The sequence below is a fragment of the uncultured Tenacibaculum sp. genome, assembly GCF_947494125.1.
Classification (GTDB): Bacteria; Bacteroidota; Bacteroidia; order Flavobacteriales; family Flavobacteriaceae; genus Polaribacter.
On the sequence record NZ_CANLTU010000002.1, the window covers coordinates 81,691 to 102,445 of the forward strand.

At 28.1% G+C, this 20,755-nt stretch carries 21 protein-coding genes; 15 read left to right on the forward strand and 6 right to left on the reverse strand.

Going from position 1 to position 20,755, the window contains the following annotated elements; all coding sequences use genetic code 11:
* Positions 1 to 41 precede the first annotated feature (41 nt).
* From typA to hisIE, 10 genes are all read left to right on the forward strand, one after another.
* On the forward strand, positions 42 to 1,814 hold the full coding sequence (gene typA, locus Q0881_RS03815; RefSeq protein WP_299157139.1) for a translational GTPase TypA: 1,773 nt from the start codon (positions 42 to 44) through the stop codon (positions 1,812 to 1,814).
* A 581-nt stretch (positions 1,815 to 2,395) separates the two neighbouring features.
* Positions 2,396 to 3,931 (forward strand): hypothetical protein, encoded by a 1,536-nt coding sequence (locus tag Q0881_RS03820; RefSeq protein WP_299157140.1) that lies wholly within the window; start codon positions 2,396 to 2,398, stop codon positions 3,929 to 3,931.
* Between the two features lie 246 nt (positions 3,932 to 4,177).
* Positions 4,178 to 5,035: an ATP phosphoribosyltransferase gene (hisG, locus tag Q0881_RS03825; RefSeq protein WP_299157141.1), complete on the forward strand. Its 858-nt coding sequence runs from the start codon at positions 4,178 to 4,180 to the stop codon at positions 5,033 to 5,035.
* An 11-nt stretch (positions 5,036 to 5,046) separates the two neighbouring features.
* The gene (gene hisD, locus Q0881_RS03830) at positions 5,047 to 6,333 is read left to right on the forward strand and encodes a histidinol dehydrogenase (protein WP_299157142.1); all 1,287 of its coding nucleotides are present in this window, start codon (positions 5,047 to 5,049) and stop codon (positions 6,331 to 6,333) included.
* Positions 6,326 to 7,357, forward strand: coding sequence for a histidinol-phosphate transaminase (gene hisC / locus Q0881_RS03835; protein ID WP_299157143.1), 1,032 nt, complete (start codon positions 6,326 to 6,328; stop codon positions 7,355 to 7,357). Before hisD ends, hisC begins: the two co-directional genes overlap by 8 nt.
* Positions 7,358 to 7,415: 58 nt before the next feature.
* A complete protein-coding gene (gene hisB / locus Q0881_RS03840; protein ID WP_299157144.1) occupies positions 7,416 to 8,549 on the forward strand; it encodes a bifunctional histidinol-phosphatase/imidazoleglycerol-phosphate dehydratase HisB in 1,134 nt (377 codons plus the stop codon).
* Between the two features lie 4 nt (positions 8,550 to 8,553).
* Entirely contained in the window at positions 8,554 to 9,135 is a 582-nt protein-coding gene (gene hisH, locus Q0881_RS03845; protein WP_299157145.1) for an imidazole glycerol phosphate synthase subunit HisH, read from the forward strand.
* 11 nt (positions 9,136 to 9,146) lie between these two features.
* Positions 9,147 to 9,866: a 1-(5-phosphoribosyl)-5-[(5-phosphoribosylamino)methylideneamino]imidazole-4-carboxamide isomerase gene (hisA, locus tag Q0881_RS03850; protein WP_299157146.1), complete on the forward strand. Its 720-nt coding sequence runs from the start codon at positions 9,147 to 9,149 to the stop codon at positions 9,864 to 9,866.
* Positions 9,867 to 9,953: 87 nt separating this feature from the next.
* Entirely contained in the window at positions 9,954 to 10,706 is a 753-nt protein-coding gene (hisF, locus tag Q0881_RS03855; protein ID WP_299157147.1) for an imidazole glycerol phosphate synthase subunit HisF, read from the forward strand.
* Entirely contained in the window at positions 10,703 to 11,290 is a 588-nt protein-coding gene (gene hisIE / locus Q0881_RS03860) for a bifunctional phosphoribosyl-AMP cyclohydrolase/phosphoribosyl-ATP diphosphatase HisIE (protein WP_299157148.1), read from the forward strand. Before hisF ends, hisIE begins: the two co-directional genes overlap by 4 nt.
* 41 nt (positions 11,291 to 11,331) lie before the next feature.
* Here the strand turns inward: hisIE and Q0881_RS03865 are convergent, their stop codons facing one another.
* Positions 11,332 to 11,733 (reverse strand): hypothetical protein, encoded by a 402-nt coding sequence (locus tag Q0881_RS03865; protein WP_299157149.1) that lies wholly within the window; start codon positions 11,731 to 11,733, stop codon positions 11,332 to 11,334.
* Positions 11,734 to 11,861: 128 nt separating this feature from the next.
* Here Q0881_RS03865 and Q0881_RS03870 point away from each other — a divergent pair, with 128 nt between their 5' ends.
* From Q0881_RS03870 to Q0881_RS03880, 3 genes are all read left to right on the forward strand, one after another.
* The gene (locus tag Q0881_RS03870) at positions 11,862 to 13,013 is read left to right on the forward strand and encodes an SAM-dependent methyltransferase (RefSeq protein WP_299157150.1); all 1,152 of its coding nucleotides are present in this window, start codon (positions 11,862 to 11,864) and stop codon (positions 13,011 to 13,013) included.
* A 73-nt stretch (positions 13,014 to 13,086) separates the two neighbouring features.
* Entirely contained in the window at positions 13,087 to 13,662 is a 576-nt protein-coding gene (locus tag Q0881_RS03875; RefSeq protein ID WP_299157151.1) for a Crp/Fnr family transcriptional regulator, read from the forward strand.
* Positions 13,663 to 13,731: 69 nt separating this feature from the next.
* Positions 13,732 to 14,409, forward strand: a complete 678-nt coding sequence (locus Q0881_RS03880) for a type 1 glutamine amidotransferase domain-containing protein (RefSeq protein WP_299157152.1) — start codon at positions 13,732 to 13,734, stop codon at positions 14,407 to 14,409.
* A gap of 39 nt (positions 14,410 to 14,448) precedes the next feature.
* Here the strand turns inward: Q0881_RS03880 and Q0881_RS03885 are convergent, their stop codons facing one another.
* A complete protein-coding gene (locus tag Q0881_RS03885) occupies positions 14,449 to 15,960 on the reverse strand; it encodes a hypothetical protein (RefSeq protein WP_299157153.1) in 1,512 nt (503 codons plus the stop codon).
* A gap of 149 nt (positions 15,961 to 16,109) precedes the next feature.
* On the opposite strand from Q0881_RS03885, the gene yiaA reads away from it, so the two are divergent.
* Both yiaA and Q0881_RS03895 read left to right on the forward strand, forming a co-directional pair.
* The gene (yiaA, locus tag Q0881_RS03890) at positions 16,110 to 16,592 is read left to right on the forward strand and encodes an inner membrane protein YiaA (protein WP_299157154.1); all 483 of its coding nucleotides are present in this window, start codon (positions 16,110 to 16,112) and stop codon (positions 16,590 to 16,592) included.
* 147 nt (positions 16,593 to 16,739) lie between these two features.
* The gene (locus Q0881_RS03895; RefSeq protein ID WP_299157155.1) at positions 16,740 to 17,663 is read left to right on the forward strand and encodes an EamA family transporter; all 924 of its coding nucleotides are present in this window, start codon (positions 16,740 to 16,742) and stop codon (positions 17,661 to 17,663) included.
* Here the strand turns inward: Q0881_RS03895 and Q0881_RS03900 are convergent.
* The 4 genes from Q0881_RS03900 to Q0881_RS03915 all read right to left on the reverse strand — a co-directional run bounded on the left by Q0881_RS03900 (position 17,638) and on the right by Q0881_RS03915 (position 20,750).
* Positions 17,638 to 18,453: a DUF1853 family protein gene (locus Q0881_RS03900; protein WP_299157156.1), complete on the reverse strand. Its 816-nt coding sequence runs from the start codon at positions 18,451 to 18,453 to the stop codon at positions 17,638 to 17,640. The two genes, Q0881_RS03895 and Q0881_RS03900, sit on opposite strands and share 26 nt — an antisense overlap.
* Before the next feature lie 9 nt (positions 18,454 to 18,462).
* Complete coding sequence (locus Q0881_RS03905; RefSeq protein WP_299157157.1) at positions 18,463 to 18,966, reverse strand: OmpH family outer membrane protein; 504 nt, start codon at positions 18,964 to 18,966, stop codon at positions 18,463 to 18,465.
* A 62-nt stretch (positions 18,967 to 19,028) separates the two neighbouring features.
* Positions 19,029 to 19,931 (reverse strand): tRNA (adenosine(37)-N6)-dimethylallyltransferase MiaA, encoded by a 903-nt coding sequence (miaA, locus tag Q0881_RS03910; RefSeq protein ID WP_299157158.1) that lies wholly within the window; start codon positions 19,929 to 19,931, stop codon positions 19,029 to 19,031.
* Positions 19,932 to 20,750, reverse strand: a complete 819-nt coding sequence (locus Q0881_RS03915) for an ion transporter (RefSeq protein WP_299157159.1) — start codon at positions 20,748 to 20,750, stop codon at positions 19,932 to 19,934. It abuts the gene before it with no gap.
* Positions 20,751 to 20,755: the final 5 nt, after the last annotated feature.

Below are 20,755 nucleotides of genomic sequence, written 5' to 3' on the forward strand. Positions count from 1 at the left end.
ATTTTTAAAACACTACTTTTGCAGCTTCAAAATAATTAAGAATGCAACCAATTAGAAACATCGCTATTATAGCGCACGTTGACCACGGAAAGACGACCTTAGTAGATAAAATTATAGATCAAGCTAAAGTTTTAGATGATCGTAAAGAGCGTACAGATTTATTATTAGATAATAATGACTTAGAGCGTGAAAGAGGAATTACAATTCTTTCTAAAAACGTATCTGTAAACTATAAGAACACTAAAATCAATGTAATTGATACACCTGGTCACGCCGATTTCGGAGGAGAAGTAGAGCGTGTATTAAAAATGGCTGATGGTGTTTTATTATTAGTTGATGCATTCGAAGGGCCAATGCCACAAACTCGTTTTGTATTAGGAAAAGCCTTAGAATTAGGATTAACGCCTATAGTTGTTGTTAATAAAGTAGATAAAGAAAACTGTACTCCTGATATCGTTCACGAAAAAGTTTTTGATTTAATGTTTGCTTTAGAAGCTACTGAAGAGCAGTTAGATTTTACTACTATTTATGGTTCTGCAAAGAACAATTGGATGAGTACTGACTGGAAAAATGAAACGGATAACATCGTACCTTTATTAGATGCAGTATTAGATTCTATTCCAGAAACTAAATACAATGAAGGAACTCCTCAAATGCAAATTACTTCTTTAGACTTTTCTTCTTTTACAGGAAGAATTGCTATTGGACGTGTTTTTAGAGGAGATTTAGAAGCAGGTAAAGATTACATGTTATGTAAAGCTGACGGTACAACTAAAAAAGTAAGAATTAAAGAATTGCACGTATTCGAAGGAATGGGTAAAGTTCAAGTAGATAAAGTTCCTTGTGGAGACATTTGTGCTATTACAGGTATTGAAGGTTTCGAAATTGGTGATACGATTGCTGATTTAGAAAACCCTGAAGCATTACCTAGAACTGAGATTGATCAGCCTACCATGAGTATGTTGTTTACAATTAATAACTCGCCTTTCTTTGGAAAAGAAGGTAAATATGTAACATCTCGTCACTTACGTGATCGTTTATTTAAAGAATTAGAGAAAAATTTAGCGTTAAAAGTTGAGACTACAGATTCTGAAGATAAGTTTAATGTTTACGGACGTGGAGTATTACATTTATCTGTATTGATTGAAACAATGCGTAGAGAAGGATATGAATTACAGGTAGGTAGACCACAAGTAATTATTAAAGAAATAGATGGTAAGAAACATGAGCCAATGGAAACATTGTCTATAGATGTACCAGAAGATGTTGCTTCTAAGGCCGTAAACTTAGTTTCTTTACGTAAAGGAGATTTAATGGTAATGGAACCTAAAGGAGATTTACAACATCTAGAATTTACTATTCCATCTCGTGGATTAATAGGTTTACGTAATAAAATTTTAACAGCGACTTCTGGTCAAGCGATTATTAATCACCGTTTTTCAGAATATGGTCCTTATAAAGGAGATTTTTCTGAAGATGTAAAAGGAGCTATTGTTTCTGCTGCGGCAGGTAAAGCAACAGCATATGCTTTAGATCGTTTACAAGATAGAGGTAAATTCTTCATTGATATTAATCAAGAAATTTACATTGGTCAAGTAATTGGAGAAAATAGCAAAGCTGATGATATGGCTGTAAACTTAGTTAAAGGAAAGCAGTTAACAAATATGCGTAAGTCTGGAACAGATGATGCTATGAAAATTGCTCCAAAAATTGATTTTTCTTTAGAAGAATGTATGGAGTATATTAAAGGTGATGAATATTTAGAAGTTACACCTGAAAGTTTACGTATGCGTAAAATTACATTTAAAGCTTAATGCTCTAAACTTTAAAATAATATAGTAAAAGACCACCTATTTAAGGTGGTCTTTTTATTTACAGATACTTTTTAATCACGATGTAAGGTAATATAGTATATTGTTTAATATGGCTTTATAGTCATGGGATTTAAAAGTATCTTAGATAAATTATATACAATTAAAATAAAAATGATTAATTTATAGGGTGTTTAAACACTTAAATATTTATTATTGCGCTTTGTTTTAAAAGTAGTTTATTAAAATAAAACTTAATAGTGGAAGTGATTAATTATTAAATAAAAATATAGAAAAATGATAATATAGTATAAGAAAGAAAAAGTTACCAAAATGATTAACGAGGAAATTAATAAGGGGAAAAATACATCATTATACTTTGGTAACTTTGAACAAAAATAAAATTATAGTAAGGGGAAATAACTAATAATTTCAAGGCAAAGATATTTATTCAAACTAGAATTAAAATGAGTGTAGTAGATTTGATGTGTTTTTGTACTGAAATTAGACAAAAAACAGGGATGTAAAGCTAAAAATAGCTACCTGTAGTATAAATGAAGTATCTGAAAAACCATTAATATAGGATGAAAAGTAACAAATCACTTTTGTTTTTTTTAATAATATTTTTAATAGCTCCCCAAGCTATATCTAGTCAAGTAGAGGGATTACGAGTAAAAGATTATAAAGAAAAAGTAGTAAAAGATTATTACAAGTTCCAGAAAACTGAAGATGGACAGTTATTAGATAGTATTTTAGGTTTTATAAAGCTAAATAAACTTGAAGTAAAGGAAGATTCAATAAAAAGTAAAGTATATTATTTAAAAGGAGTAAAAAATTTATTCTTAACAAAGTATAATAAAGCAGAAGAGTTTTTTTTGAAATCTTATGAATTAGCAGTGAAAACTGAAGATGTTCTTTTACAAGGAACAATTTTTAATTCTAGGGGTGTTGCAATTACAAAGAGTAGTAAAGATTATAAAAATGCCAAATTTTTATTTGAGAAAGCAGTTGTTAATTATAAAAAAATAAATGAAATACCTCAATTAATTGATGCTTATTATAATTTAACGGTTAATTCAAGAAGGAGAAAAGAATGGGAAGAATCAAATAAATATGCTTTTGAATTTTTAAATTTATTAAATAAATACAAAGAGAAAATTACAGGGTTAAGAAGAATGCATTATTTTATTGGAGATAACTATTTAAAATTAAAAAATTATGAAGATGCATTTCGTAATTTAAAAATTGCAGAAAATATTAGTTTTATAGATGATAGTTATAATTTTACTACAAGTTTAATTAATGAAACTTACGGAAAACTTCATGAAGAAAAGAAAGAGTATTACTTAGCTTTAAAACGTTTTAAAAACGTAAGTAATAGTTTACGAGAAGCAAATAAAGAATCCGAAAAAAGAATTGAAGATTTTTATACTCGTGAATTGGAGTTAGAAAATACTCTTAAAGAAAAAAATAATGAGATAATTAAAGATCAAAAAAAACAATTATTTTGGAGTATTTTGACTATAGTTTTGTTAGTAATTCTAGTACTAATGCAAGTTTTTTACTGGAAAAGAAATAAAGAAAAAAATAAGGAAATTAGAAAGCTAAATAGTGAGTTAGAAGGGTTGATTGTAGATTTAAAAGAAAAAAACAGCGAGCTTTTTAAAAATAAAAAAGAAAACGAAAACTTATTAAAACTGAATGAACAAGCATTGTTTTCTAGAGTATTAAAAATATCAACATATAATGATTCGATTAGAAAAATCTGTAAAGATTTAGAAGTTCATTTAGAGAATAATTTAAATGCATCTAGTTATTTTATAACAATAAATAAAAAGCTGTTAAATTTAATTTCAGAAGAAGAATTGTGGGAAGATTTTAGAATACAATTTGAAAAAACAAGACCAGATTTTTTCTTTAAATTAAAAAATGTAGCCCCTAGTTTATCTGTAAACGATTTAAAACATTGTACATACATAGTTTCAAATTTAAAGAGTAAAGAAGTAGCTCAATTAGTTAATGTTTCTCCTAGGAGTGTAGAAACTGTTAGATATAGGATTAAGAAAAAAATGGGCTTAGAAAAGGATGATAACTTATACGATTTATTAAATAAAATATAATTTATTTTAATTTAATTAGGAAAAGTGAAAAATTATTTTAAATATTTGTATCAACAAAAATAAGAACATGAATTTTAATCAATTACATCATCATCATCATATTTGCACTCAAGCGAACTGAAGATGTATTGATTAAAAACAAAATATATTTTAAAACCCGTTTGAGTAAATCAAACGGGTTTTTTGTTTTCTAAGGTATTAGGAAATTATCTTCTCAAAAGATTTACTCAAATCAAACTTAAGAAAATGAGTAAATTAAAAATAGCCATACAAAAATCAGGGAGACTAAATAAAGATTCTCTGCAAATGTTAAAAGACTGTGGTATTTCAATTGATAACGGTAAAGACCAATTGAAGGCCTCAGCAAGTAATTTTCCGTTAGAAGTTTTTTATCTACGTAATGGAGATATTCCTCAATATTTAAAAGATGGCGTTATAGATGCTGCCATTGTTGGAGAGAATCTCTTGATAGAAAAAGGAGAAGATATTCAATTTATAGAAAAGTTAGGTTTTTCTAAATGTAAAGTATCTTTAGCAATACCAAAAGGAGAAGAATATAGCGGGTTATCTTACTTTCAAGGAAAGAGAATTGCAACTTCATACCCGAATACCGTTAAAAATTTCTTAGCAGATAAAAATATTAAAACACAATTACATATTATAAACGGTTCTGTAGAAATTGCACCAAATATTGGGTTAGCAGATGGTATTTGTGACATCGTATCTAGTGGTTCTACACTATTTAAAAATAATTTAAAAGAAGTTGAAGTTATTTTAAAATCGGAAGCAGTTTTAGCAGTTTCACCTAAATTAGATACTGTACAAAAAGAGATTTTAAACACACTGCAGTTTAGAATTCAATCAGTTTTAAAAGGAAGAAAATCAAAATATATTCTTTTAAACGCACCAAATAATAAGCTAGACAGAATTTTAGATATTTTACCAGGAATGAGAAGTCCTACTGTATTGCCATTGGCAGAAGAAGGATGGAGTTCGGTACACTCAGTATTAGATAAAAATGAATTTTGGGAAATTATTGATGAGTTAAAAAATAATGGGGCAGAAGGTATTTTAGTGTGCCCGATAGAAAAAATGGTTGTTTAAAAATAAGAGAGATGAAAGCAATAGAATTAAATAAAAATAATTGGGAATCACTATTACAACGACCGACAAAGACGGTAGAAGATATAGAAAAAACCGTTACTAAAATATTTAAAGAAATTAAAGTTGATGGAGATATTGCTGTAAATAAATATACATTACTTTTTGATAGTGTTAATTTAAATACAATAGAAGTTACTTCAAAAGAAGTTGTAAATGCAGGTAAGTTAGTTTCAGAAGAACTAAAAGCGGCAATACAACAAGCAAAAAATAATATTGAAGTATTTCACGCAGCTCAAAAAACTGAAAAAGTAGCAGTAGAAACAACAAATGGAGTATTGTGTTGGCAAGAAAAAAGAGGCATAGAAAAAGTTGGATTATATATTCCAGGAGGGACAGCTCCTTTATTTTCTACTGTTTTAATGTTGGCAGTTCCAGCAAAAACAGCAGGTTGTAAAGAAATTGTTTTATGTTCACCACCAGATAAAAACGGAGAAATAAATCCAGCTATTTTATACACAGCAAGTATTTGTGGAGTAACTAAAATATATAAAGTTGGCGGAATACAAGCAATAGCAAGTTTAACATTTGGAACAAAAACAATACCTAAAGTGTCTAAAATATTTGGACCAGGAAATCAATATGTAACTGTAGCAAAACAATTATCAACCAAATATGGGGTTGCAATTGATATGCCAGCGGGACCAAGTGAATTACTGGTAATTGCAGATAATTCAGCAAATCCAACATTTGTAGCTTCAGATTTATTGAGTCAAGCAGAACATGGAGCGGATAGTCAAGTTGTTTTAGTATCTGATTCTAAAGAATTAATTGATAACGTTTCTAGTGAGATACAAAAACAGGTCTTAGACCTGCCAAGAAAAGAAATTATTGAAAAGGCATTAAAGAATACCAAAGCTATTTTAATTAAAGATGAGTATGAAGCTATCAATTTTGTAAATGATTACGCTCCAGAACATTTAATAATAGCAACAGAAAATGATGATTTTTTTATTGATAAAATAATAAACGCCGGTTCGGTATTTATAGGAAATTACACTCCTGAAAGTGCAGGAGATTATGCTTCAGGAACCAATCACACATTACCAACAAACGGATTTGCAAAAGCATATTCAGGTGTAAACTTAGATAGTTTTACGAAGAGTATTACGTTTCAAAAAATATCAAAAATAGGTATTCAAAATATTGGAAAAACAATTGAGTTAATGGCAGCGGCAGAAGGTTTAGAAGCTCACAAAAATGCAGTTACACTAAGATTAAAAGAAATTAATAATGTTTGATTTAAATAAAATAGTTCGTCCAAATATTCAAAAATTGCAAGCATACTCATCAGCAAGAGATGAGTTTAAAGGAACTGCTGAAGTATATTTAGATGCAAATGAAAATCCTTTCGGAATTTTAAATAGGTATCCCGATCCTAAGCAAACAAAAATTAAAGAACGACTAACCGAAATAAAAGGTGTTGCTAAAAATCAAATTTTTGTTGGAAACGGAAGTGATGAGATAATTGATTTAGCATTCAGAATTTTTTGTGAACCAGGAAAAGATAAAGCCTTAACTTTTTCACCAACCTATGGTATGTATGATGTATCGGCAAATATTAATGATGTTAAATTAATCAAACAGCCTTTGGTAAACGATTTTCAAATAAATTTAAACCAATTAGAACCATATTTAGATATGGAGGATGTGAAAATTATCTTCATTTGCTCTCCTAATAACCCTACAGGTAATTGTTTTGAAGATGAAAGCATCGAATATATTCTAGGTAATTATAATGGAATTGTAATTATAGATGAAGCATATATTGATTTTAGCTCCAGAGAATCTTTTGTAAAAAAGATAGCTAAATATCCTAATTTAATAGTGAGCCAAACCTTTAGTAAGGCATGGGGATTAGCAGGTGTAAGAGTCGGAGCTGCTTATGCGAATTCAACTATAATTGATTTGTATAACAAAGTAAAACCGCCATATAATGTAAGTACTTTAAATCAAGAAGCAGTAATAACATCCTTAAATAGTTTAGAAGAGTTTAGCGCTAATAGAGATATTATTATCAACGAAAAAGAAAAGTTGATAAGTGAGTTGAAAAATATTGAATTCATAAAAAAAATATATCCATCAGAAGCTAATTTTATTTTAATAGAAGTAACAGAAGCAGATTCAATATATAATCAATTAGTAGCTGAAAAAATTATAACCCGTAATAGAAATACACTGGTAAATAATTGTTTACGAATTACAGTAGGAAGCGAAAAAGAAAACAGACAACTAATTAAAGCATTAAAATCAATATCAAATTAATAATTATCTCTAGAAGAGAAGAGAGATTTTAATAAGTATTTGATTTAAAACAAGAAACATGAAAAAAGTATTATTTATAGATAGAGACGGAACTTTAATTAAAGAACCAGCAGATGAGCAAACAGATTCATTTGAAAAATTAGAATTTTATCCGAAGGTATTTCAAGGGTTAAGTAAAATAGCAAAAGAGTTAGATTTTGAATTGGTATTGGTAACAAATCAAGATGGCTTAGGTACCGCAGTATATCCTGAAACTACTTTCTGGCCAGTGCATAATTTTGTAATGAAAACTTTAAAAGAAGAAGGAATTATTTTTTCAGAAGAAATTATTGATAGAACATTTGCAAAAGACAATCAACCAACAAGAAAACCAAATACAGGTTTGCTAACGAAGTTTTTTTCAGAGGAATATGATTTGGTAAACTCATTTGTAATCGGAGATCGTTTAACAGATGTTGAACTAGCTAAAAACCTAGGAGCTAAAGGAATTTATATTAATGACGAAACTTTTTTAGGAGCAGATGAAATTACTGTAAAAAGAAGTGAGTTAGATGAATTTATCGCTTTAGAAAGTAGTGATTGGAATGTTATTTACGAGTTTTTAAAATTAGAAGAAAGAACATCAGGAATTGTTAGAAATACGAATGAAACTAAAATTGATATTCAATTAAATCTTGATGGTACTGGTAAAAGCACTATTAATACAGGAATTGCTTTTTTTGATCACATGTTAGATCAAATTGCGCGTCACGGACAAATGGATTTAGATATTCGGGTTAAAGGAGATTTAGAAGTTGATGAACACCATACTATTGAAGATACAGCCATTGCTATAGGGGAGGTTTTTAATAAAGCATTAGGTAATAAATTAGGTATTGAGAGATATGGGTTTTGTTTGCCAATGGATGATTGCTTGGCACAAGTAGCAATTGATTTCGGAGGTAGAAATTGGCTAGTTTGGGAAGCTGATTTTAAAAGAGAAATGGTTGGTAAGATGCCAACGGAAATGTTTTTCCACTTTTTTAAATCGTTTGCTGATGGGGCTAGATGTAATCTAAATATAAAAGCAGAAGGCGCAAATGAGCACCATAAAATAGAAGCTATTTTTAAAGCATTTGCAAAAGCAATAAAAGTAGCGGTAAAAAGAGATAGTAGTAAAATGATTTTACCATCAACTAAAGGAACTTTATAATAAGATGATTGCAATTATAAAATACAATGCAGGTAATATACGATCGGTAAAAAACGCAATTACTCGTTTAGGATATGAGAGTATAATTACAGATAATTCTATTGAAATACAGCAAGCAGAAAAAGTAATTTTTCCTGGTGTTGGTGAAGCTAGTTCGGCAATGGCATATTTAAAAGAACGAAAACTAGATGAGCTTTTAGTATCTTTAAAACAACCAGTGTTAGGAATTTGTTTAGGGTTACAGCTTATGTGTACTTCTTCAGAAGAAGGAAATACAACATGTCTAGGGATTTTTAATACGCAAACAAAACAGTTTCCTCCGTTAAAAAAAGTGCCACACATGGGGTGGAATAATTTTGAGGAAATAAAAGCATCAAAAATAACAGAAAAGCTAACCATTTCTGATGATGTATATTATATACATGGTTATTATGCTGATATCTGTGAAAATACCATTGCAAGTTGCAATTACATTCAGCCATTTAGTTCAATTATGCAAAAAAATAATTTTTATGCAATGCAGTTTCACCCAGAAAAATCGGCAAGTGTAGGAGAAAAATTATTAAAAAACTTTTTAGAGTTATAAAACTAGAAAAAATGAGAATTATACCCGCTATAGATATTATTGAAGGAAAATGTGTACGCTTAACAAAAGGTGATTATGCAACCAAAAAAATATATAATGAAAACCCTGTTGAAGTAGCTAAAGAATTTGAAGATAACGGAATTAAATATTTGCATTTAGTAGATTTAGATGGAGCAAAATCGCAGCATATTGTAAACTATAAAATATTAGAACTGATTGCTGCTAAAACCAATTTGAAAATTGATTTTGGAGGTGGATTAAAATCTGATGATGATTTGCGTATCGCTTTTGATAATGGAGCAAGTCAAATAACAGGAGGTAGTATTGCTGTAAAAGATCCAGAGATATTTACAGGATGGTTTGCTAAGTATGGAGCAGATAAAATTATTTTAGGAGCAGATTGTATTAATCGAAAAATAGCGACTCACGGATGGTTAGAAACATCAGAAATAGATGTTATTGATTTCATTAAACAATATGAAAAAATAGGATTAAAAAATACCATTTGTACTGATGTTGCTAAAGATGGAATGTTACAAGGTGCTTCAGTTGATTTATACCAAGAAATTTTAAATAAAAGCGCTATAAACTTAATAGCAAGTGGAGGTGTTTCTAAAATAGAAGACTTATTTCGGTTGAAAGAAATAGGTTGCGAAGGCGCTATTTTAGGAAAAGCTATTTATGAAAATAGAATTTCATTAAAACAACTAGAAAATTTTATAATAAACTAATACGTCATTACGAGGAAGAATAACGAAGTAATCTTTCTACAATTAAAGATTGCTTTATTTTATTCGCAATGACGACAACTATTAAACATGTTAAAAAAAAGAATAATCCCTTGTTTAGATATTAAAAATGGAAGAACCGTAAAAGGTGTCAATTTTATTGATATCAAAGACGCCGGAGACCCTATTGAATTAGCAAAGCAGTATGTAAAAGACGGAGCCGATGAGTTGGTTTTTTTAGACATTACTGCAACATTAGAAAACAGAAAAACATTGGTTGACTTGGTTGAAAAAATTGCCCAAGAGATAAATATCCCTTTTACAGTTGGTGGAGGTATAAGTTCTGTTGATGATGCGTTGGCTTTAATTAAAGCAGGGGCAGATAAGGTTAGTATTAATTCGTCGGCAGTTAAAAATCCGCAATTAATAACCGATTTAAAAAATCGTTTCGGAAGTCAGTTTGTGGTAGTTGCCATTGATACTAAAAATGTAAATAATGAATGGAAAGTGTTTACAAAAGGAGGAACAAATGAAACTACTTTAGAAACGGTAGCTTGGGCAAAAGAAGTTGAAAAACTTGGAGCAGGTGAAATTTTATTAACATCAATGAATAGTGATGGAACTAAAGAAGGTTTTTCAATAGAAATAATAAATTTAGTAAGTAAAGAAGTTAATATTCCTGTTATCGCTTCAGGAGGAGCAGGTAAGGAGGAGCATTTTAAAGAGGTGTTTACAAAAACAGAGGCAAGTGCAGGTTTGGCAGCAAGTATTTTTCACTTTGCAGAAATATCTGTCCCAAAATTAAAACAATACTTAAAAGAACAAAACATACCAGTACGATGAACATAGATTTTACAAAAGGAAACGGTTTAGTACCTGTAATAATTCAGAATAATACCACATTACAAGTGTTAATGTTAGGCTATATGAATGAAGCAGCTTTTTTGAAAACAAAAGAGGATAAAAAAGTTACTTTTTTTAGTAGAAGTAAAAACAGGTTATGGACAAAAGGTGAAGAGTCTGGTAATTTTTTAGAAGTAAAAGATATTCAGATTGATTGTGATAACGATACTATTCTAATAAAGGCAATGCCAGCAGGACCAACTTGCCATAAAGGAACTACTTCTTGTTTTGCAGATGAAACTCCAAAAGGTTTTTTGTATGAATTAGAACGAATTGTTAGCGATCGTATAGATACTAATGATGAAAAATCATATACAAACAAGTTATATAAAAGAGGGGTAAATAAAGTAGCACAAAAAGTAGGAGAGGAAGCTGTAGAGTTAGTTATTGAAGCAAAAGATAACGATGCTAATTTATTTAAAAACGAAGCTGCAGATTTATTATATCATTATTTAATATTATTGAAAGCAAAAAATATTTCATTATTAGATATAGAAAAAGTATTAAGCTCAAGGAACTCTTAAAAATATAAAGGCGAGTATGAAAAAATACTCGCCTTTTTTTATTAATACTCTACGGAAATAGAAGTGTCGTAATATTTTTTTTGCCCTTTATAATAACCGTAATTAAACAACAGGATTTTTTTATATTTTCCCTTGAAAACTTTTTTGTAATATACTAGTTCTTCAATATTTTTAGCATTATAAAGAATTTGTTCTTTGTTATTATTCACTTTGCCATAAATAGAGATTTGATATTTATTTTTAGAATCAAATTTTTTAAAACTTGTTGAGTAAATAATTTTAGAAACTACAAAAACTTGCTCTTTATTATCATACTTATTGGGTGATTTAAAGAATATATTCTGATACTTATTTTTAGCTTTTTTTAATTTTAAATTTTCTTTTTGAGGAAAAGAAGAAACACTAAAGCCTAATAAAACTATAATTAACAATAATTTTTTCATGACACTAAATTTAAATGAAATGAAAGTTAGTTAAAATATTTTAAATGAGTTTTTTATGTTTTTTTGTTTGTAGACTCAAATTTCTAAACATATTATACTTAACTGAGTTAATTGACTATTTTTGCAGAATGAATGAATTTCAAGAATTAAGAGATACCTTAAACCAAAGTGTTTTAGAATCTAATTTTGTAAAACTAACTTTAAGTAAACCTATCAAAAAAAGTGATGGATTGCCAAATGTATATGTTCGTTTGGTAAATATTAAAGGAGCAGAAATGTTTCAGTTTACATACCACTATACAACAAATGATAAGGTTAAAAATTATACGATAACAGATGCTTTTTCTGAATTAGAAATCTTGTTGATGGATAATTTTAGAGCAGCTACATTGTTTACTTTATCTAAGGATTTGTTGGTTTTTATTTCAAAAAAGAAAAAAGTTTCTTATCGAGAAAATGCGGCAAGTTTTAAAAATAAATTACCTGAAACACACGATAAACCAAAAGAACGTTTAGCAGAAGCAGGAAGCTATTTACAGTATTTAGGTATTACAGATAAAGAAGGTAAAGTCATTCATAAAATGGCTGATAAATACCGTCAGATTAATAAGTATTTAGAGATTATTGAAGGTTTATTAAAATCAACAAAATTACCAAAACATATTAATATTGTTGATATGGGATCTGGTAAAGGTTATTTAACATTTGCTTTGTATGATTATTTGGTAAATAATAAAAAATATAATGCAACGGTTACAGGTATTGAATTACGAAAAGAATTGGTAAACTATTGTAACGATATCGCAGAAAAATCTGATTTTAAAAACTTATCGTTTGTAGCACAGCCCATTCAAGAATACGATAACAATAAAATTGACATTTTAATAGCATTACACGCTTGTGATACAGCAACGGATGATGCAATTTATAAAGGATTATCAGCAAAATCTGAATTAATTATTTGTGCACCATGTTGTCATAAACAAATCCGTCAGCAAGTAAAAGGAAAAGAGCAAGAAAGTCCACTTTTAAAATACGGAATTTTTAAAGAACGTCAGTTTGAAATGGTAACAGATACCATACGTGCTTTGATTTTAGAAAAGAACAATTACAATACTAAAGTGTTTGAATTTATAAGTAACGAGCATACGCGTAAAAACGTAATGTTAGTAGGAAGTAAATCTTCAAAAAAGAATGATGTTTCTAAAATTGATGATAGAATATCAAGCTTAAAAGACACTTATTTAATTGAAAACCATTATTTAGAAACCCTTTTATAGGATTGTAATACCTTTATTAGAAAAAATAAAAATCACCATTGTTGGTGATTTTTTTAGTTTAATTTTACAAGTAATGGAAAATGAATTGTCAGTAGTTTTTAAAGGGTTAGAAATTTCTAGTCAAGAAATAAAAAGCATAGAAGATAGTTTTACGAAAGTAATTTTAAAAAAAGGAGCTATTGTTTTAAGAAATAATGAAGATGTAAAATATCAATATTATGTTTTAAGTGGTTGTTTACGTGCATTTTTTATTGATGAAAAAGGAAAAGAACATACCGTGCAGTTTGCTGTTAATGATTGGTGGATTAGTGATTATATAGGGTACTTTTCTGAAACAAAATCGGTGTTAACAATTGAGAGTATTGAAGAATCGGTTTTATTACGAGTCTCTAAAAAAAATATAGAAGAAGCTTACAATCAATTGCCTAAAGTAGAACGTTTTTTTAGAAAGAAAATGGAACGTTCTTTCGTAAGTTTTCAAAAGAGAATTTTAGCAAATTTATCGCAATCAGCAAAAGAACGATATCAAAACTTTATAAAAACGTATCCTAATATAGAGCAACACGTAAAAAATTATCATATAGCTTCTTTCTTAGGAATTACAACCGAAAGTTTAAGTAGAATACGGAAAGAAATTATGCAAAAATAGTTTCTTACCATAGATCAATTTTTAAGACACTTTATAAAAGTAATTTTGTTTAAAATAAAAATAGATAAAATGAAAAAAGTATTATTTGTATTAACAAGTCACGAAGATCTAGGTAATACAGGATATAAAACGGGTTTTTGGATAGAAGAATTCGCAGCACCTTATTATTTATTGAAAGATAAAGGTGTTGCTATAACTTTAGCATCTCCAAAAGGAGGGCAACCACCAATAGATCCTAAAAGTAACGAGCCAGATTTTCAAACGCCAGCTACAGTTAGGTTTAATGAAGATGAACAAATACAGCAAATAATAGCCAATACAATAAAGTTATCTGAAATTAAAGAAAATGATTATGATGCAGTTTTTTATCCAGGAGGTCATGGACCATTGTGGGATTTAGCGGAAGATAAAGATTCTATATCTTTAATAGAATCATTTTATAAGAATAATAAGCCAGTAGCAGCTGTATGTCATGCACCAGCGATATTTAAGCACACAAAAGGAACAAATGGAAAACCATTGGTTAATGAAAAAAGAGTAACAGGTTTTTCTAATACGGAAGAAGAAGCTGTACAATTAACAGAAATAGTTCCATTTTTGGTAGAAGATATGTTGAAAGCTAACGGAGCTGTTTATTCAAAAAGTACAGATTGGCATCCTTATGTAATAGAAGATGGTAATTTAATAACTGGACAAAATCCAGCATCATCTGAATTGGTTGCAGAAAAACTTTTAGAACAGTTATAGAAATATGAAAGCATATCAGTTATTTATTACTGATATGCTTTAATTATTTTTAATTTCATTAATTAAACCTAACGTGATTTCAAATAGTGGTTTTTGATACATTTTGCTTTTTAACCAAGCATAAAAACTCATTACAAAAATATCTTCTTGTTTAGCTCCTACAAAATTAAAAGAGCTTTCAACTTTATTAAAGAAATCTGTTGAAGTTACTATTTTAGGATTCTTATAATAATTTTCAACTAAATTTAGATAATTAATTACACGGAGTTGTTGAATGTCTTTTAAGTAGCTGTAATATTTTCTTTTAAAACTTAAAAGCCTAGATTCAAATAAATCAATATTATTTAACTCTAAGTGTAATAAAATTTCAATAAGATTCTTTTTAATAGCCCATTCCAAGCTGTTTTTTTCAATATACCAATTGTCAGAATGATAAAATTTTGAGAATAACTGTTGCGCTTTTTTTAATTGGTTATTTTGAAAATAAAACATAATTAAACTTAAACGGATATCTAACGTAGTTTTTATATCAACATTTTTTTTATCAATAATACTTTCTAGCGTTTTTATAGCTTCTAGTTGGTTATTGGTATAGTTTTTACTTAAGGCTAGGAGTAATAGGTAATTAAACTTAAAATGATTGTAGTATTTTTTTTTGTCTTGCAGCATATAATCATGCATCAAGTTTAGATAATGTATAGATTTTTCAAAATTTTTATTTCTAAATAAAATATTAGCAATTAAGTATAGTATTCTAATATGATAATAAAGTTGTTTACCATTTTCTTTCTTCTTTTTTAAGTTTTCGTAAGTATTAATAAGGAATGCTTCAACAGTAATAAAGTCTTTGCTAACAAAAGCGGAAATGCTTACAATAGTTATTAATTGGTATAAGGACTTAAAAGACATAGCATTGTTAATGCTGATGTTGTGCTTTTTAAAAATAGCATTTGTTATTTCTTGAAAATCTAAATAACTACCACCTTCATAATTAATTGCTTTAAGCGTTTGTCTAATTTTAGCATATACTATATTTAATTCCTCTTCAAGAAAGTGGTTTTTTTGATTTTCTTTAAAATCATTTATAATAGTATCTATATCAATGTTAGGAAGCGTATATGCGTATTGAATTTTAGTGTGATAAATTTCACTAAGTATTGTATAGAGCTGATATTCTTTAGCTATATTTTCTGCTTTGTCAAGTATCTTATATGCAGTTTTATAGTTTTTGTTTATTAAAAAATCTCTAGCAGCAAGAATATACTTTACTATTTGTATATCAATAGAGTTTTCTCCTTGTAATTTATTGTTCGCTATAAAATAAATTAAAGAATCAATTAAACGTTGTTTAAGGGCGTAATAAGCATCTTTTTTTTGGCTTTTATATAATGTGTTACATATAATAGAAACTGAAGTTTCTCCTTTTAATATGAGTTTAAATAAATGAATGTTTTTAGCATCTTTTCTTTTGTTTTTTTTCTCTAAAAAAAGTATAAACTTCTGTTGTTCATCTACAGATAAAGAAGAAATTATTATTTCTAAATCTAACATTATATCGTTGGTTATTTATCTTTATAATTTAGTAAATATAAGGTTTTGTTGATTTTTTGTCATAATAATATCATAGGTTTTTTGTGTATTCTGTTTTTTTTGAAACCATATCATATTGCATTTTTGGCATGTAATTAAAAATGAAAATTATGAATAATCAAACAAAAACTTTTGAAGATAATACTGAGTTAAAAAAGAAAAAGAATAAACGAGTTAAGAGTTTCGATCAAAAACCTACTTCGGCTTTTATAGGTGCCTCATGGGCTGTGTTGTTAATAGGTGTTTCTGCATATTGTATAGGGCTCTGGAATGCAGTTATGGAATTGAATGAAAAAGGATATTATTTTACAGTATTGCTTTTTGCTTTATTCTCAGTTATTTCTGTACAAAAAACAATTAGAGATAAATTAGAAGGAGTGCAAGTAACAGAAATTTATTACGGAATGAGCTGGTTTACAACAATAACGTCTATTGTTTTATTGGTTATCGGACTTTGGAATGCAGATTTATTATTGAGTGAAAAAGGGTTTTATGGAATGTCTTTTACCTTGAGTCTTTTTGCAGCAATATCTGTACAGAAAAATACAAGAGATATTGCATATATAAAAGATAATAAAAATGAAGAAGAATAATTGTTAATTAAGAAAACTCGTATGTATAATAGATGCATGCGAGTTTTTGTATTTAAAAATAAATGTTAGTTAAATAAAAATGAACTTATATTTTGAATGAATAAATTGAAACTATAATTGTACATTTATATATACAAGAGAAACAACATGAAAAATTCAAAATTATTAATAATAGGTGCATTTTTTTCTATTTACATTATATGGGGATCTACTTATTTATTTAATAAAATAGCAGTTACTGAAATTCCACCATTGTTTTTAGCAGCAATTCGTTTTTTAATGGCTGGTTTATTAATTATGTTAATAGCTAAATTGATGAGGATATCAATAAAAATTTCCAGAAATCAGTTAGTAAATTCAATTATAGCCGGATTTTTATTTTTAGTGTATGGAAATGGAGTTTTTGTATGGGCTTTAAAATATGTCGATAGTGGTTTTGCTGCATTATTAGCTTCAACTCAACCCTTATTTGTGTTATTCTTGTTGCGTTTAATTGATGGAAATAAAATGCAGAAAAAATCTATCATTGGTGTTTTATTAGGGATGTTAGGAATGTATTTATTAGTGAGTCAGAAAGAAGTTTCAGCATCGGAAGGAAGTATATTAGGGATTTTTATGATTTTAACCTGTGTTTTAAGTTGGAGTTATGGAAGTGTTTTTGTATCTAAAGCAGATTTACCAAAAAACTATTTGGTAAGTACTGGGTATCAAATGTTGTTTGCGGCGACTATGTTAGGAATCTCAAGTTTAATTTTTAAAGAAGTATGGGTTTCTCCGCTAAATTGGTCATATAAAACTCAAATGTCTATGTTGTTTTTAATAGTATTTGGAGGAATTGTAGCTTTTACTGCCTTTAATTATTTATTAAAAATGGTTTCTCCAGAAAAAGTAGCAACGTCAGCTTATGTAAACCCTGTAATCGCTTTAGTATTAGGGTGGAGTTTGTTAGATGAAGAACTAACAAGTCAATCAATACTTGCATCTATTGTCTTATTGACGGGGGTTTATTTTATAACTTCAAGAAAAAGATTAACTAAAAATAAAGTTACCACCAAACCACAAAAAATTTAAAAAGCTCACCATTGGACTTCTTTAACCAACAAAGAGGTGCATTTTTTTCATCTAAATAAATTTGGAGTTTTAATATGAAATCTTGAAAGTTTAACCAATTTGAATTTGGAAGAGGTTGTACTAACCAATTATGCTTATTAGGAATGTAAAATTTAGAGTTGTTGAATTGCTCTAATTCATTCGCATAAATATAAAAACCTATAATACATTTATTATTTATTATAGAGAATTCATTTTTGTAATCATTTAAATGAACAAATAATTGAGCTTTAAAATATATTTGTTGCTCAATTGTTTTAGAGTCTAGCTCTAATTTTTGTAAATAAGTAGAACATTGTTCAGAATAGAGTAGAGGAAGTTGTTTTTCTTTTAATTTAGTTAATTTTTGAATTAAACTATCTCTTCTATTAGGACCAATCCAATGTTCAATTTCAGAATTACCAGCAGAAGAATCATATAAATAGAACTTATAAATAATTTCTAAATGAATTGGTTTCTCATTTTTTAATAAGATACAATCTAATTCGCCAACTGTTCTTTTTTCTTCTTGGATTTGTAAGTTTTCTACAAGTATTTTTATAGTTGAATTTTGTAATAAATTAAAAGAAACAAATCGTTCAACAAGTTTCCCTAAACGAAGTTTTTGAGTAATTAAATAATCAAAAGAGAGTTCTTTAATATTTGAGTCATTGAATTGGAGTAAATCAAAAACACCTTTTCCATGCCATAGAAAAGGTGTTTTTAAAAATCCTTTGTATTGTAATTGTAAATCTTTTGATTTTTTATCCATTAAAAGAGTTTATTCTTTTATACCCAATTTTTCTAGAACTAATTTAGTAATATCAAAGCGCTCATCAAGATAAGCAAATTCATTTCTATTTGTAGTTAAAATTTGAGTATAACCATTAGCTTTAGCAACTTCAGCTATAACTTCACTTAGTTTTTTATATAAAGGACGCATATTGTCGTCTCTTTGAAGTTGTAATAGTTTAGGACCATTTTTTCTAAAATTACCAATTTCTTGCTCCAAAGTAGTAATTTCTTGAACTTTAATTTTTTTATCGTCTTCTGATAATGTTTTTTGGGCGGTTTTAAAAGCTTCGATTTTTGCTTGGTAATCTTTTGCTTTTAACTGAAAAGAAGAATCTAATCTTTTACCATAATTTTCAACCCTACGAATAACATTTTTCATTTGTGGCATTTTACCAATTATGAAGTCACTGTTAACAGTACCTACTTTAGTTTGTGCATATGATAGCGTTGTAAATAATGTTATTGTAAAAAGTATAATTTTAAATTTCATTGTATTCTAGATTGTTTTTCACAAATATATAAAAGTGAATAAATTGAATTGGTTAAAAGTAGTTAAATTTTAGCCTCTAATAATTGTATAATATTCTGTATATCATCTTGGAAATCAAACCAAGCAATATTTTTATCTTTTCTAAACCAGGTGCCTTGTCTTTTAGCAAAACGACGTGTATTTTTTTTAATTTCTGCGATAGCTAATTCTTTGGTGAAATTTCCATCAAAATATTCAAAGAGTTCTCTGTATCCAACAGTTTGTAAGGCATTTAATTTTTTATGAGGATATAGTTTTTCTGCTTCTTCTAATAATCCATTCTGCATCATTATATCAACTCGTTGGTTAATACGGTTGTACATAATTTCTCTATTAGCTGTCAATCCAATTTTTATCGATTGAAAATTTCGTGGTGTTTTGGGTTTGTTTTTAAAAGAAGAATAAGTGTTGTCAGTGCCAATACAAATTTCAAGAGCACGAATTAAACGATGTGGATTGTCAATTGCTATAGAGTTATATGTTTCAATATCTAATTCCTTTAATTGATTTTGAAGGTATTCAATTCCGTTCTTTTCTAACTCTTTTGTAAGATTAACTCTTATGGTTGGATCTACATCTGGAAAATAATCTAAACCTTTTAAAGCAGCGTCAACATATAAACCACTTCCTCCAACCATAATTTGGATTGGGTTTTTAAGAAATAATTCATCTAATTTAGTAAGTGTGTCTTTTTCAAATTGCCCAACAGAATAATCTTCAAAAATACTTCTGTTTTGAATAAAATGATGTGTTGCAGAAGCTAATTCTTCAGAATCAGGAACAGCAGTTCCTATTGTCATTTCTTTATAAAATTGACGAGAATCACATGAAATTATATCACAACCAAAATGTTGAGCGAGTTTTATGCTTAGGGCAGTTTTACCTATAGCTGTTGCACCAACAATAGTAATTAAGGTATTTTTCATTTAGTCGTGTAGTTTACTTCCGCAATGATTACAATAAATAGCATCGTCATCATGTCCTTCATAAGAACAATTAGGGCAAGATTGTGTATTTAAATTTATATCGTTTACTTTAACCATTTCTGAGCTAACAATTCCAGTAGGTACTGCAATAATACCATAACCTAAAATCATAATTATACTAGCTATAAATTGACCAAAAGGTGTATGAGGTGCAATATCTCCATAGCCAACAGTAGTAAGTGTTACAATAGCCCAATATACACTTCTTGGAATACTTGTAAATCCATTTTCTCCTCCCTCAATTAAATACATTATGGTACCTAAAATGACACATAAAATTAAGACAAAAAATAAAAAAACTGCTATTTTAGCTTTACTAGCTCTTAGCGCTTTCATAAAGTTATTAGATTCACCAATAAAACGTGCTAGTTTTAAAATCCTAAAAACACGTAATAATCTAAGTGCTCTTAAAGCAACAAGGCTATGTGTTCCAGTAAAGAAAATAGCTAAATATTTAGGTAAGGTAGAAAGTAAATCAATAATACCGTAAAAACTAAAAATATACTTGCGAGGTTTGTTAATTGAAATAATACGAACAATATATTCTACAGAGAAAAGTATAGTAATAAACCATTCAGATATATTTAAAAGCTCTCCATACTTAGAATTAATACTATTAACGCTTTCTAGCATTACCAATACAATACTAGCTATAATAGCAATTAGTAAAACAACATCAAATAATTTGCCAGCAGGAGTATCTGCTTCATAAATTATTTCATGAAGTTTTTCTTTCCAGTTTTTAGTATTGCTTTTCAAATTAA

Coding starts and splice junctions, on each gene's coding strand:
- typA (WP_299157139.1), top strand. CDS start 42: ATGCAACCAATTAGAAACATCGCTATTATAGCGCACGTTGACCACGGA.
- Q0881_RS03820 (WP_299157140.1), top strand. CDS start 2,396: ATGAAAAGTAACAAATCACTTTTGTTTTTTTTAATAATATTTTTAATA.
- hisG (WP_299157141.1), top strand. CDS start 4,178: ATGAGTAAATTAAAAATAGCCATACAAAAATCAGGGAGACTAAATAAA.
- hisD (WP_299157142.1), top strand. CDS start 5,047: ATGAAAGCAATAGAATTAAATAAAAATAATTGGGAATCACTATTACAA.
- hisC (WP_299157143.1), top strand. CDS start 6,326: ATGTTTGATTTAAATAAAATAGTTCGTCCAAATATTCAAAAATTGCAA.
- hisB (WP_299157144.1), top strand. CDS start 7,416: ATGAAAAAAGTATTATTTATAGATAGAGACGGAACTTTAATTAAAGAA.
- hisH (WP_299157145.1), top strand. CDS start 8,554: ATGATTGCAATTATAAAATACAATGCAGGTAATATACGATCGGTAAAA.
- hisA (WP_299157146.1), top strand. CDS start 9,147: ATGAGAATTATACCCGCTATAGATATTATTGAAGGAAAATGTGTACGC.
- hisF (WP_299157147.1), top strand. CDS start 9,954: ATGTTAAAAAAAAGAATAATCCCTTGTTTAGATATTAAAAATGGAAGA.
- hisIE (WP_299157148.1), top strand. CDS start 10,703: ATGAACATAGATTTTACAAAAGGAAACGGTTTAGTACCTGTAATAATT.
- Q0881_RS03865 (WP_299157149.1), bottom strand. CDS start 11,733: ATGAAAAAATTATTGTTAATTATAGTTTTATTAGGCTTTAGTGTTTCT.
- Q0881_RS03870 (WP_299157150.1), top strand. CDS start 11,862: ATGAATGAATTTCAAGAATTAAGAGATACCTTAAACCAAAGTGTTTTA.
- Q0881_RS03875 (WP_299157151.1), top strand. CDS start 13,087: ATGGAAAATGAATTGTCAGTAGTTTTTAAAGGGTTAGAAATTTCTAGT.
- Q0881_RS03880 (WP_299157152.1), top strand. CDS start 13,732: ATGAAAAAAGTATTATTTGTATTAACAAGTCACGAAGATCTAGGTAAT.
- Q0881_RS03885 (WP_299157153.1), bottom strand. CDS start 15,960: ATGTTAGATTTAGAAATAATAATTTCTTCTTTATCTGTAGATGAACAA.
- yiaA (WP_299157154.1), top strand. CDS start 16,110: ATGAATAATCAAACAAAAACTTTTGAAGATAATACTGAGTTAAAAAAG.
- Q0881_RS03895 (WP_299157155.1), top strand. CDS start 16,740: ATGAAAAATTCAAAATTATTAATAATAGGTGCATTTTTTTCTATTTAC.
- Q0881_RS03900 (WP_299157156.1), bottom strand. CDS start 18,453: ATGGATAAAAAATCAAAAGATTTACAATTACAATACAAAGGATTTTTA.
- Q0881_RS03905 (WP_299157157.1), bottom strand. CDS start 18,966: ATGAAATTTAAAATTATACTTTTTACAATAACATTATTTACAACGCTA.
- miaA (WP_299157158.1), bottom strand. CDS start 19,931: ATGAAAAATACCTTAATTACTATTGTTGGTGCAACAGCTATAGGTAAA.